Annotated in this window: 10 protein-coding genes; 5 read left to right on the top strand and 5 right to left on the bottom strand. The window is 40.2% G+C overall.

Annotated elements, in window-relative coordinates; genetic code table 11:
• Positions 1-138: 138 nt before the first annotated feature.
• Positions 139-1377, top strand: a complete 1239-nt coding sequence (gene lamB, locus BT797_RS04045) for a maltoporin LamB (protein WP_075471155.1) — start codon at positions 139-141, stop codon at positions 1375-1377.
• Positions 1378-1568: 191 nt separating this feature from the next.
• On the opposite strand, the gene BT797_RS04040 is transcribed toward lamB, so the two are convergent.
• The 4 genes from BT797_RS04040 to malK form a co-directional block, all read right to left on the bottom strand.
• Entirely contained in the window at positions 1569-2645 is a 1077-nt protein-coding gene (locus BT797_RS04040; RefSeq protein ID WP_075471143.1) for an alanine/ornithine racemase family PLP-dependent enzyme, read from the bottom strand.
• The gene (locus BT797_RS04035) at positions 2642-3799 is read right to left on the bottom strand and encodes an N-acetyltransferase DgcN family protein (protein ID WP_045111241.1); all 1158 of its coding nucleotides are present in this window, start codon (positions 3797-3799) and stop codon (positions 2642-2644) included. Before BT797_RS04035 ends, BT797_RS04040 begins: the two co-directional genes overlap by 4 nt.
• A 334-nt stretch (positions 3800-4133) precedes the next feature.
• Positions 4134-5813 (bottom strand): methyl-accepting chemotaxis protein, encoded by a 1680-nt coding sequence (locus BT797_RS04030; protein ID WP_045111240.1) that lies wholly within the window; start codon positions 5811-5813, stop codon positions 4134-4136.
• Positions 5814-6205: 392 nt separating this feature from the next.
• Entirely contained in the window at positions 6206-7315 is a 1110-nt protein-coding gene (gene malK / locus BT797_RS04025; protein WP_045111239.1) for a maltose/maltodextrin ABC transporter ATP-binding protein MalK, read from the bottom strand.
• Positions 7316-7711: 396 nt separating this feature from the next.
• On the opposite strand from malK, the gene malE reads away from it, so the two are divergent.
• From malE to BT797_RS04005, 4 genes are all read left to right on the top strand, one after another.
• Positions 7712-8887: a maltose/maltodextrin ABC transporter substrate-binding protein MalE gene (gene malE / locus BT797_RS04020; RefSeq protein WP_075471142.1), complete on the top strand. Its 1176-nt coding sequence runs from the start codon at positions 7712-7714 to the stop codon at positions 8885-8887.
• Between the two features lie 141 nt (positions 8888-9028).
• The gene (gene malF, locus BT797_RS04015; protein WP_045111237.1) at positions 9029-10633 is read left to right on the top strand and encodes a maltose ABC transporter permease MalF; all 1605 of its coding nucleotides are present in this window, start codon (positions 9029-9031) and stop codon (positions 10631-10633) included.
• Positions 10634-10671: 38 nt separating this feature from the next.
• Entirely contained in the window at positions 10672-11562 is an 891-nt protein-coding gene (gene malG / locus BT797_RS04010) for a maltose ABC transporter permease MalG (protein ID WP_045111236.1), read from the top strand.
• Positions 11563-11952: 390 nt separating this feature from the next.
• On the top strand, positions 11953-12312 hold the full coding sequence (locus BT797_RS04005; RefSeq protein ID WP_045111235.1) for an Imm51 family immunity protein: 360 nt from the start codon (positions 11953-11955) through the stop codon (positions 12310-12312).
• Positions 12313-12388: 76 nt separating this feature from the next.
• Here the strand turns inward: BT797_RS04005 and BT797_RS04000 are convergent, their stop codons facing one another.
• Positions 12389-13267 (bottom strand): copper resistance protein NlpE, encoded by an 879-nt coding sequence (locus BT797_RS04000; protein ID WP_052678368.1) that lies wholly within the window; start codon positions 13265-13267, stop codon positions 12389-12391.
• Positions 13268-13628 lie beyond the last annotated feature (361 nt).

Raw genomic sequence — 13628 nt, 5'->3', positions numbered from 1 at the left:
TTCATCCTCCTTAAATTAACAGAGGGCGGAGGAGGTGGTTATTTTAAAATTCCTTACTATGAATTTGTCTTCTGAGCCAATTGTATCTTGGTCACGGATCGAAAAATGAAACCAAACTCATTCAAGGATTTAGATTATATGAAAAACTTAAATCGTGTTGCGATTGCTGTATCTGCAGCCTTACTTTCTTTTGCGGCTGGCGCTGTCGATTTTAATGGTTACATGCGAGCAGGTACTGGTATTAGCGGAAATAATGGTGAGAATATTAGTTTTGAGAAAAATAAAATTGGTCGTTTAGGTAATGAAAATGATCTTTATGCTGAGTTTGGTTTCCGTCAAGAACTACCAAAAATAACAGGAATGGAAGATCAAACTTGGATTGTTGACGCAATGATTGCGCAAGGGAATTCAGGTAATAATGGTTGGGAAGATGGTGACTTCAACGTGGCTCAATTCAACATACAAGCGACGGGGCTAATTGCTAGCGATAAAGAAGCCACGATGTGGGCTGGTAAACGTTATTACCAACGTAAAGATATTCACATTACTGATTTTTACTACTTAAATACCTCAGCGGGTGCTGGTGGTGGTATTGAAAACTTAACCGTCGGTCCTGGTAAATTGTCTGCCGCTTGGATGCTAGACGAAGGTAGTCAAGCGAGTTCGAATGGGTTATCACAGGACCACTCATGGTCTAATGATTCTCAGGTAAATGGTAATATTTTTGATGTCCGTTATTCAGGTCTTGAATTATGGAGTGGTGCAAATTTAGAAGTGGCAGCCGTTTATAATTTTGCTAATGAAAAAGCAGAGCAAACGTTAGAAGCTGATGATGGCGTGATGTTAACGGCTATTTTACAACAAGGCTTAAGTAACGGCTTTAACCAAACCGTGTTGCAATATGGTACTAGTTCTTATGGTGCCCAAATGGCTGACTTAGGCAGTGGTGCTTGGTTTGACCGTTCCGGAAGACAAAATGATGCGACAGGTTACCGCATAATCAACTGGGGTGTGGTTAGTGTTGGCGATAAAATCGAAGTCGGTCATCAATTAATGTATGCAAATTCTGCTGATGTAGGCTTGGCCAAAGAAGAGCATGAGCTGTTTAGTGTTGTGGTACGTCCTGTGTACAAATGGAACCAGAACATGAAAACCATTTTGGAATTAGGTGTGTTCTCTGAATCTCAAGGTTCTACAGATAAAGGTGGCAGCAAAGCGACTATTGCACAAGCATGGTCAATGGGCGAGAGTTTCTGGGCTAGACCTGAACTGCGTGTATTTGCGTCGTATATTACTGATGATAAAGGAACTACTTTGGGATCAAGTAAAGGTGACAGCGACTATACTATAGGTATGCAAGTTGAAGCTTGGTTCTAATACCTCGTGTATAACTGGCATAAGTAGAAAGCAAGATAGTTAAAGGGGGTTAATTTTTGTTTGCAGACAAAAATCCCCGAATAATAACAATGCCTAACAGTGAAAACTGTTAGGCATTTTTTGTCATATCTAGTTTATTAGATGAATCGAGTTAGTCATCGCTTAGTGATATACAAAGTTATCGTTTTTAATTATGTATCAAAATTCCGATGGTTAAACGATTTCTGCGTATAAGGCGAGGACATAGAAAGTAAAACTGCACCATAATCTAAGTTGAACTGTATTTTTTGGCCGACGAACAAGGATTCTCCTGATGTTTCAATAACCAGATGATCGCTGGTTGATGAAACAATTGTTATGCCTGTCGGCGGCTTTAGCCCTGCAATATTGACATCTAGGCGACCTAATGCGATCAGTGCTTGTGACACATCCCCTCTATTTGGGATAGCTTGTTTTTCTCCAAAAGCATTTTTTCCGCGAACACCCCAAGGTAAAGACGGTTTTATTTTCGACTCTATAACTTCAGCCGTGAGCGTGATGGCATCGGTAAATAACCCTTCAATAGGCTCTTGATATAATGGTTCACAACCGAGAAAAATGGCTTCACCTATTCGTAGGTTGTTAATGCGGCTGTTTTTACCATGATTAAGTGCCCAACTAATCGAGGCCGAATTACCGCCCGATATAATGTCTAGCTGAATAGAAAAGATTTTTTCGACTTCATCTGCAAGTGCAGACAGTTGAGACATTTTGTCATCATCAGGTGATATACCATAGCGGCAGGCCAAATTTGTACCTATGCCTTTTATTACTATGTTCGGTAAATTAATTATCTTACCGATAAATGCCAATAAATTGTTAGGCATTACGCCTTCCCGCAGATCCCCTAGCTCAACCATGATGATAATGCCATGGATAATATTTGTTTGGTTAGCAATACGGGATAGTTGTTCAATCACAGCTATTTCACTGTTAAGGCTAATATTACAATACTTAACAACGCTTGCAGCCTGACTTAACATAGGTGTTCGGATCAGCATAGTCGGTAATGACATGCCCGACTCCCTCATTTTTTCAATATTCTCGACACGGGAATCCGCAATCATCTGGGCCCCTGCGTTAATCAAAGTATTCGCAATGATAGGGTGGCCTAAACACACTTTGGTGACGGGGGTTATCGATATGCCTTTATGACTTAGTCGATTTATCAATGTTTGAGTATTATGGTAAATTTTAGTGCAGTCGATGTCTACCCTAGGGTAGTTCAAGACGTTAACATCATTTTGCGTTCTAGGTGAGGGTAAGCAGAAGAAACGATTTGTACAAGGTGGTCTGTTGGTTGGGATAGCGCGTCGGTAACTGGTATCCTTAATTCAGTAGCGAAGTCATCAATCGCGCCTCGTGTTTCTTGTGAGGACATATCTTCATGATTAAGTGTTAAGCCTATCACGCTTGTATCTGAAAATGTTTCAATAAGGTTTATTTCTGAAGCGACTGAAGGCATTCTTTCTTTAGGGAAATCAGCACGGTATAAACGTTTAGGCGCATGTTGCAGAATGACACTTGTTGGGCAGCTGCCGCGGAGTATAAAAGAACTCGTAGAAAATGCGGGGTGGCTTAATGAGCCTTGTCCTTCAATAATGATCAGGTCTGGATCTTCTTGTTCGTACGCTTTGACGATAATAGCTTCGAGTTCACCGGCACAAAATTGAGAAGGAACTGCATCTAACGCAACACCATAGGGGGCGCCTTGAATAATGCCCGTTTGTCCCGTTGCAATCATGACAACGTTAAGCCCTTTTTCTTGTAGTGCATTCGTTAATATTGTGGCTGTCGTCCGTTTTCCGATAGCACAATCGGTTCCCATAATCGCGATACGTGGACATTTTACATTATGTATTTCTCCGCTAAATGTCTGCAATTCTTCTTTATTTTTAGGTTTTCGGATATCTAAAATACTGACGTTGTGTTTTATGCTTGCCGCTAAAAAAGTAGGGTCCTCGCTTAGGAATTCATGTAATCCATTAACTATATTCATTTTTAATGACATAGCATCTAAAATAATCGTTTTTTCTGCATCGGATAACAAACCACTTGATGGTGCAATCCCAAAAATGAAGTAGTCAGGAATTGTGCCTGCATGTGTTAGTGCTGCCTCCATGTTAGCAAAAATGGGAATGTCATTTTTTTCTTCATTCAGCACTTCACCTGAATTTAAACCTGCCGTTTTGCTATCAATCACAGAGAGAATGCGATAATTGTGAGAATGTCTAACAAGGCCATTTGCCGTTTTACCATCAATTTCCCCAAAGTGTCCTTCGCAATAAATAATCGCAGTAGGTGTGATAAAATTACCTGTTTCTAGATTTTTTGGTTTATTAAACGGAAAGATATTCGTTAAATTCTGAGTTGAATCAGACATAGTATTTCCTAGTGCTTTAAGGCTTAGGAGGGCGACTGAAAAGTGCCGAAATACAACGTCGGAAAATATGAGAAGTCCCTACTAAGCGGTAGGGGGGATATACAAGGTAACACAATTAACATCTCAATGTAGATATATTAACAGTTGACTTTTGGTTTATAATCATGGTCTTTTTTGATGTGGAACCAATTTACTTACAGGTATTCACTATAGCTGTTTACGCACTATGTTTTGGTCTTTTAATCTTGAAATTCAATGTTTTGTGCTGAATTTTGAGACTAAATTATATTTAGGTAGAATATATGTTTTTTAGTTACATTACGCAGCTGGCGAGTTACTTTAATTTGAAGTAACTGATCGAACTGATTAGTTCCTTGCTAAGACCTGATAGTGAAGATGCTGAAGTCATAGATACTTGGGCGCGAGTCGTGTTTTCCTCGGTGACTTGATTGACATCGTTGACATTGGTCTGGATCTCATCAAGTGTGTTAGTTTGCAGTAATGACGCCGCCGATGTCTCTTTAGCAATGTCTTTAATTTGGTTAACGGACATATTAATTTCATCTATCACGTTGCCAGCATTTGATACATATTCCACACTTTCCAGTGATTTTGTATGACTGTTATTGATGGTTGATACCGCGACAAGGGTACTCTTCTTAAGCGTCTCAAGTGTCAATTGAATTTCTGCTGTCGCATCTTGAGTCCGTTTCGCTAAATTTCTGACTTCATCAGCAACGACAGCAAAGCCACGACCTTGTTCACCAGCACGAGCCGCTTCAATGGCTGCATTTAACGCCAGGAGATTGGTTTGTTCGGCAATGCTTTTGATGACCTCAAGAATACTAGTAATACTATCGGCTTCAGTATCCAGTTGCTGAATGGCAGAGACTGAATTTTCAATTTCGCCTGCTAAATTTTCAATAGACGTAATGGTTTCATTGACGATTGTTTTTCCTTTTTTGGCCGATTCAATCGCATTATCTGATTTAGTCAGTGCGTCGTCTGCATGCTCAGACACTTGTGTTGAAACGGAATAAAGCGCGTCGACAGAACTAGAAAGTTTGGTCATTTGTGAATGCTGGAATTCTGCTTCATTAATCCTTTGCTTGTTGTCACTGAGCAGGCCATCTGTTGACTCGTTTAAATTGTTAGCGAGTAACGTGACAGACTTAAAAATATTATTCAGGTTGTCAGTCATGCTGAATACCGATCTTTTTATTTCACTAATTTCGTCCAAATCGTCTCCTGCTTCGAGCGTTCGACTAAGGTCACCCTTGGCTAGGCAATGTGTCACTGACACAATGGATTGTAAATCTCTCTTCAGTTTTCGAAGCATTAAGAAGGACATAATAATAACGATAAAGAAAATGCTGATTGCTAGAATAGTCGATTGAATAACAATTTTATTTTGAGCTGTAATAATTTTTTCTGACCGTATGCTGACTAATTCGTCATGCATCAGATTGATAGCTTCAATGGTTTCAACAACCGGTGGAAAAGCGAGGTTAGCCGCCTTTTCTGCTTTTTTTCGGACTACAAACGTTGCCTTGGTTAGCCAAACATTGGTTAATGTTGCTAGTGATGAATTAAGGTGTTCTGCTTGCGCTACAAGCTGGTCCCGAGTATAAAATACGCCGTCCTCTTGACTGAGTTTCAGTACCGAATTCCATTCATTTTCAAGCGTTGTGTTCGCAGCCAATAAACTGGTTACGTAATCGTTAATCAGCGTTTCAACTTTAGTGGTTGCTTCTTCTAGTTCTGCTTGTTCCACTGCTCTTGCTGAAAACTTCATACCCATATCTTCTGAAAATTTATAGGCTTTGAGAATGTCTTTCCATTTATTGTTAATGTTTGAATAAAATTGCCTAATTTCAGAATCTAAGACGATGTTTTCAACCACGGCTCGACTATTAACGATGAGATTGACAGAAATAAACAGTAACGAACACAGTAAAACAATGACAAGGCTTGATATTTTAAATGATAGTGTTAAGTTTTTAAATAAATTCAAGCTAAGTACCTACTGTCTAATAAATTCTGTTGAAAAGGCGATTGAGTTGTAAGTTTTTGACAAGCATCTCAGTTTGCATAAACTTTATAAACCCTACATCACGGATGGTATGAATAGAAGTGCTTTCACCAAAACTGCTTGGTCGAATAATACTTTTATCTACCTGTGTCACATTTATACAACATTTAACCAACATTTGTTACTACCCTTTAGAAGTATCGGTTTTGTTCACTGGTTTATCTGACCGCCACTCATATTCTAGTGTGAGAAAATATATGGGAAATTGGTATTAGTATATTTTGAGGACGTTGAAGTGCGAATACAGAAAGGGATATTTCGAGTTAGCAAGGCTAGCTAACTCGTTCGTGGGGAGAGGTGAGCGAGAGTATCGGCTAGCGCGTCGTTTCTTTATGCAAACGTTGGCAAGCTAAACCATTTTTATGGAACAAGTGGCAGCGGTGTGCTGGAATACCAATATCTAGCTTCTCATCTGCATCAATCGACAGGGTATCTGCGACACGATAAATCACATCTTCGTCACTGCCTTCAATGTGTAAATAGACTTGCGTTTCATTACCCAATTTTTCTACCACGATAGTTTCGCCCGCAATGACGATATCAGCATCTTCAACTGGGACTAAGTGTTCAGGGCGAATACCGAGGAGCATTTCATCTCCGGCATTCACTGTTTTTCCGTCAACCGGGATCCAAATACTCTGGCAATTCGGTAACAGTACTTCAACACGTTCAGCTTCGACTGCTTGGATATGCACGTTAATGAAGTTCATTTTTGGTGAGCCAATAAAACCTGCAACAAAAAGATTTTTAGGGTAATGATAAATCTCCAATGGTGCACCTACCTGGGCCACATCACCACCGTCGAGTACTACTATCTTATCGGCCATCGTCATCGCTTCAACTTGATCATGGGTCACGTAGATCATCGTGCAGCCCAGTTGCTTGTGTAGTTTAGCTAATTCAATACGCATTTTTACGCGTAATGCCGCATCTAAATTCGACAGCGGTTCATCTAATAAAAATACTTTTGGTTGTGATACTAAGGTTCGGCCAATCGCCACGCGTTGGCGTTGACCTCCGGATAAGGATTTCGGTTTACGATCTAATAATGGTGTTAGTTGCAGAATGTCAGCGGCATGTTTAACGCGATCTTTGATTAGCTGTTTATCTGCTTTCGCTAATTTTAAGCCAAATGACATATTATCGGTTAAATCTAAGTGGGGGTAAAGGGCATAAGATTGGAATACCATGCCGACACCACGTTTTGAGGGTTCGATATCATTCATACGTTTGCCGCCAATAAATAAGTCACCAGAAGTGATATCTTCAAGACCAGCAATACAACGGAGTAAGGTTGACTTGCCACAACCTGATGGACCAACGAAAACCACAAATTCACCATCATTTATTTCGAGATCTACGTTTTTAGAGATAAGTACATCGTCATATGCTTTACATACATTTTTTAACGTGACATTTGCCATCTCGCGAGTCCTTTTTATGATTAATTATAATATCTTACACAGCATTATTCGATGTTGATAGTGTGTTTTATATGCCCTTATACTGCATCATCCTTGGTAAAAACTTTTAGGGTGGAGAAGACAGGAGGAGTGCATGGATCACATTTTAACAACAGCTGTCTAATTATCACTCCAAATAGGTACCTGATCGCATTTTAATGTGCGAGCCATCGCATTTTTATCGCCTTTATTAACCAACTAAGTAAAATTAATTGTTCAAGTTCACGCTTTTGGCTTTGTAGAGGATAGGCGTAGGATAAAGGAGGATGTGGGAAATGGACTATTGTATGACTATATCCTCCAACGCAGACAACTTGTCTGGTAAGTTTGAAAGCTAATTTAGTAAGGATATAAGTGATGAGAAAAACCTTAACAGCGGTAGCACTGCTAACTGCAATGAACTCTTTTTCTGCTTTTGCTGCTATTGAAGAAGGCCAGTTAACGATTTGGATTAATGGTGACAAAGGTTACAACGGTCTTGCTGAAGTGGGTAAGCAGTTTGAAGCTGATACCGGCATTAAGGTGACTGTTTCACATCCAGATAGCTTACAAGATAAATTCCCTCAAGTTGCTGCTACAGGTGATGGTCCAGATATTGTATTTTGGGCTCATGATCGTTTTGGAGGTTATGCTCAAGCGGGTTTATTAGCCGAAATTAAACCATCAAAAGAGTTAAAAGACAGCATGATTGCCTTTACTTGGGATGCGGTTAAATACAAGGGTAAATATATCGGCTATCCAGTGGCAGTTGAATCGTTATCACTTATCTACAATAAAGATTTAGTTAAAACCCCGCCAAAAAATTGGGAAGATCTCGCAGCATTAGACAAGCAGCTTAAAACCCAAGGTAAGTCTGCGATTATGTGGAATCTAAAAGAACCATACTTCACTTGGCCGCTAATGGCTGCAGACGGTGGTTATGCTTTTAAAGCGAGTGCCAACGGGTATGATGTGAAAGATGCGGGTGTAAATAATGCAGGCGTTAAAAGCAGTATGCAGTTAGTACAAAAACTATTAGCCGATAAAGTCATTTCACCGGATATGGATTACTCGGTATCAGAGTCTGAGTTTATCAAAGGCAATGTGGCACTGACGATTAATGGTCCGTGGGCATGGGGCAATATAGACAAGTCTGAGATTAATTATGGCGTTGCTCAGTTACCGAGATTTAATGGTAATCACTCTAAACCGTTTGTGGGTGTATTAACGGCGGGTATTAGCACTGCGTCACCAAATAAAGATCTAGCGGTTGAGTTTATCGAAAATTATTTATTGACCAATGAAGGTCTGGCTACAGTGAATAGCGACAAACCATTAGGTGCGGTGGCACTGACGTCATACCAAGCACAGTTAGCGAGTGATAGCCGTATTGCAGCTACGATGGATAATGCGATGAACGGCGAGATCATGCCGAACATTCCACAAATGAATGCATTCTGGGGCGCAACTAAAAACGCCATTATTAACATTGTCGATGGTCGTCAATCGATTGATGCTGCATTAAGTGATGCAGAAAAACAGATGACGAGATAGTGTTTTTAAGTACTTTCTGTTGTAGTGATAGGAAGTTGTAAAATAAGGGGATAGATTATCTCTCCTTTTGCTGTTTATACCAGTTGCATTAAATAATGATCATCTATTTAGTGTGATTGGTATTATGAGGTAGGTTCTTCCATGCAGACTGTTAAAGTAGCTGAAATTCTGGGTGATACACCAGACTCTCAACAGACTTGCGACCAAGTCAATTCTAGATTTTTTTCTCCGCATTTTATTAAATGGTGCACCCTCACACTTATTGGGTTAATGAACGGTTATGCATCGGTATTGATGTACTCACGTGGCGAGACGTCATTTGCGGTATTAACGCTTATTTTAACCTCGTTAGCTTTGTATATTTTTGGTAGTAAAAAAACCTACGCACACCGCTATATTTACCCTGGTGTCGCAGGCATGATCTTGTTTATTGTTTTTCCGCTGGTGTATACGGTGGGTATCGCATTTACCAATTACAGTGCCAAAAACCAACTGTCTTTTGAACGTGCACAGTCAGTGTTACTTGATAGTACTTATCAAAGCGGTGACAATTATAAATTCGATTTGTATCGCAGTGAAAATGGCTACCGTCTTGCGATTAAAGACGGTGCACAATTATTAGTGACTGACGAGATAAATTTAAAGTTAAAGTTACCAGAAAACCGACGTTTAGTGCTTACCGCGGTAGATGCCGTTGTTGGCAGTAAGGCTAAAATAAAAGAAATTGTCAAAAACCGTGCAACGTTAAACTCGGTGGATTTGATATTACCTAATGGTAATGAAATTCGCATGAGCGGGTTACGTAAATTTGCCGCAGTGCAACCGCTTTACAGTGTTGAAAGCGACGGGACTACGTTAATCAATAATAAAGATAAAACGGTATTGATCCCGAATATGGACACCGGTTTTTATCAAACCATTGATGCCAAGGGGAACTATATTGGCGATCCATTATCACCTGGTTTTACGGTAGTTATCGGTACCGCCAACTTTGAACGTATTTGGCAAGATGATGGTATTAAAGAACCCTTCATTAGTATTTTCTTTTGGACGATTATTTTCTCTGGATTATCTGTGGTGGCTACTGTGATCATAGGGTTGGTGCTGGCCAGTATTGTGCAATGGGAAGCGTTACGTGGTCGCGCTATTTACCGCATGCTGTTAATTTTACCTTACGCCGTACCGTCATTCATTTCTATTTTGATCTTCAAAGGGTTATTCAACCAAAGCTTTGGTGAAATTAATATGGTGTTAGAAGTTTTATTTGGTCTTTCGCCAAGTTGGTTTTCGGATCCTATTTCTGCGAAAGCTATGGTATTAATGGTTAATATTTGGCTTGGTTTTCCATACATGATGATCTTAAGTATGGGCATGTTGAAATCAATACCGGATGATTTATACGAAGCATCTGCGCTTGATGGCGCTGGGCCGTTACAAAACTTTAAAAACATTACGTTCCCGATGATGATGAAACCATTAATGCCGTTAATGATTGCTAGCTTCTCGTTTAACTTTAATAACTTTGTATTGATTCAGCTGTTAACACAGGGTGGACCAAACATGATTGGGACCAGCGAGCCGGCGGGTTATACCGACTTGTTAGTCAACTATACCTATCGTATTGCCTTTGAAGGTGCTGGTGGTCAAGACTTTGGTTTGGCCAGTGCAATTACAACGCTTATCTTCTTATTAGTGGGTGGTTTAGCGCTCTTTAATTTACGTTTCACCAAACTGTCAGAAAAGTAATCGACAGCAATAACCTACAAAATATGAGGAGTAACAGTATGGCTATGGTACAAGGTAAATCATTAAAATATCGGGTATGGGCTGCTCACCTAGCACTGTGTGCACTGCTGGTGGTGATTATTTTCCCCTTGGTTATGGTAGTGGCAATTTCGTTGCGTGAAGGTAACTTTGCGACGGGTGGCATTATTCCTACATCACCGACATTAGATCACTGGCGTTTAGCGTTAGGGTTCTCGGTAACGAATGCGGATGGCAGTATTACACCGCCACCATTCCCTGTGTTGTTGTGGTTGTGGAACTCGGTAAAAGTAGCTGCGATATCGTCGGTGATGATTGTGGCGTTGTCGACCACCTCTGCGTATGCATTTGCACGTTTACGTTTTGGTGGTAAAGACACTATTTTAAAAGCGATGATGATCTTCCAGATGTTTCCAGCAGTATTAGCATTGGTGGCTTTGTATGCCTTGTTTGATAAGTTAGGCCAGTATATACCTTTCTTAGGGCTGAATACTCATGGCGGTTTGATCTTCGCTTATCTGGGTGGTATTGCACTGCATGTATGGACAATTAAAGGTTATTTCGAGTCGATAGATGGTTCATTAGAAGAAGCGGCTGCATTGGATGGCGCTACGCCTTGGCAAGCATTCCGTTTGGTGTTGTTACCCTTGTCAGTGCCTATTTTAGCTGTGGTCTTTATTCTTGCGTTTATTGCAGCGGTAACAGAAGTACCAGTAGCTTCGTTATTATTGTCTGATGTGAATAACTACACCTTAGCTGTTGGCATGCAACAGTATTTATATCCACAAAACTACCTGTGGGGTGATTTTGCAGCAGCAGCAGTGCTTTCTGCATTACCAATCACTATCGTATTCTTACTTGCACAACGTTGGTTAGTTGGTGGCTTAACATCTGGAGGTGTGAAAGGCTAGGGGTTACTCATTTTGTAATGCTTCTTATATAACGAAAGCCATGTAACAAAATTGAGAGAATTAAAGCCAGCGGATGATGAATTCTTTGTTAAAAGAAGTCGTTGTCCACTGGCTTTATTTCTTGCGTTAAGTTTTTGTCGGTACTAGGAATTACATTAACGTGCTTTAGCAAGTTCTTCTTATTTTCTCACTTTTCGTTAATGTCATCTCTGTGCTCACAAATATCATAAATAGCTGTGGTTCAATATGCCATTCTTAATGGTAATAAGGCAAAACATGATGCATCTATCATTTAATTTAAATACAGAGAGTAGGGTGGAGATACTTTAACTTCTTGATCTCTTCGGAGAAGTTATTAAATGATAATTCCCATCATATTAGAGAGATATTATGAAGCAAGTAAATGTTTACTATCCATTTTTGTTTTCAACTTTCAAACGCGACCATAGCTTGATGCTAAGTGATTTAAAATGGAAAGCTTTTGAAACTCATGACTTTTTAGGTGATGGTGAAGATTGGGCGTTGCTGTTAGAAAATATGCTATCAGAGAAGGACCCAAGCTTATTAGAAAAACTGACTTTTGGCGATGAAACGATGATATTTACTATTCATAGTGAAGATAAAGATGCATTACATACAATTGTTGACATGGTTTCTGCATTTTATGATGATGAAGACTTATTAGATGCTTGTATTACCCGTTATGCTCAGTACGAATTTGAACCTGAATTAATCAGTAAATCTAGCTGATCCCTAAGGCGAACCTTCCCATTTGAAACCTATACTCTATGTCATTAATGCTAGGTCGTGGGGAAGGGTTGGTTCATCACGTCGCTATCTTATGACTATTTTTTGATCTGCAATATCTATCTGCTGAAAACTCCTTCACACTCAAAATTTCAATTACTCCATCGTAACTCTCGGCAAACCCGTCGGTCGCCGACGGCAATACTTTGATCTCAGCCTTAATGAAAACTGCTTGATAGGGGCTGTTTTGCGCTTTGGCTTTCTTAAGGCTTGCGTCGTTTAATGACTTGATAATTGCTGTTTCACCGGTTGCCCAGTAATACGAACCTGAACCACATGGCTCAAATGACACGACCTCATGGCCCCACGTATACAAGCCTTCAAGTATCATAACTGTCCCTACCATCAATTCTAGTTTGGTACCGGTATTTTGTACAATGGGGGGACTGAAGCTTGTTTGTCCGTGCTGCTTATTTAGAGAATACTCGTCAGCGAGTTTGTTATCTTCTCCCACCAACCACGCCGTGCCCTCTCCAATCACCCAAACACGTCTGTCATCGCCTCGAAATGTGATACGACTGCCGGATGCATCCCAATCAAATCTCCCCTGGCTTCTGAATACTGCATCGTTTTCTGCGAGGTAAGTTTCTTTTAAGGTATAGTAGCCCGCGTCATTGATGGTGAGCACAATTTCGATGCCGGGGCAACTGGCACAAGGCAAAGTGCCAATGTAGCTACCGTCCCAATCCACGACATTTTGAGTACTGTGATCTGAACCGTACAGCTCATCGACAGGACTTACTAACTCACTCGATGCGCTGTCACCAGTGTTGCTATGTTTAGAGCTATCAGACTCTCCATCCGTTGGCGTTTCTGATAAGGGCTCCAACGGATTGCAGGCAGTCAGAAAGGCAAGTAATAGAAAGGTACCAACAATAGTTAGCTTTTTGCATTTCATTTAATTTTCCTCGTATCACAATATCTATGACCGTAGCCTTGTTAATGCCTAGTGTGTATTTTTGCAAACGTGAACCATATCTTCTCCGTTGCGTTGCCTAACCTTAGTGTAAGCAGATTGATAAGGCACAATAGTGTTTACTGAATCCATTTGGTTACTTGTCGGTATGGCTCTTAATTATGATAAATTGATAGCAGGTATTGTCAAGCTACTTGATATTGTAAACCGAACAGGTAAAACTTTTGTAGCATCAAATGTAGTGATATATCAAATTTGGCTATAAGCTAAGAGGCACCACTACAAATACCAACTATCAAAGACGAATAATATTCACCGTAAAGTGCCGTTACCGCCTTGTAGT

It is taken from the genome of Moritella viscosa, from assembly GCF_900120065.1.
GTDB classification, from domain to species: domain Bacteria; phylum Pseudomonadota; class Gammaproteobacteria; order Enterobacterales; family Moritellaceae; genus Moritella; species Moritella viscosa.
This window is presented reverse-complemented; position numbering and strand designations above follow the sequence as displayed.

Bases quoted from the DNA above. Each gene is read 5' to 3' on its own strand.
- malF (WP_045111237.1), top strand. From the start codon at position 9,029: ATGCAGACTGTTAAAGTAGCTGAAATTCTGGGTGATACACCAGACTCT.
- BT797_RS04035 (WP_045111241.1), bottom strand. From the start codon at position 3,799: ATGTCTGATTCAACTCAGAATTTAACGAATATCTTTCCGTTTAATAAA.
- malK (WP_045111239.1), bottom strand. From the start codon at position 7,315: ATGGCAAATGTCACGTTAAAAAATGTATGTAAAGCATATGACGATGTA.
- malE (WP_075471142.1), top strand. From the start codon at position 7,712: ATGAGAAAAACCTTAACAGCGGTAGCACTGCTAACTGCAATGAACTCT.
- BT797_RS04005 (WP_045111235.1), top strand. From the start codon at position 11,953: ATGAAGCAAGTAAATGTTTACTATCCATTTTTGTTTTCAACTTTCAAA.
- BT797_RS04000 (WP_052678368.1), bottom strand. From the start codon at position 13,267: ATGAAATGCAAAAAGCTAACTATTGTTGGTACCTTTCTATTACTTGCC.
- lamB (WP_075471155.1), top strand. From the start codon at position 139: ATGAAAAACTTAAATCGTGTTGCGATTGCTGTATCTGCAGCCTTACTT.
- malG (WP_045111236.1), top strand. From the start codon at position 10,672: ATGGCTATGGTACAAGGTAAATCATTAAAATATCGGGTATGGGCTGCT.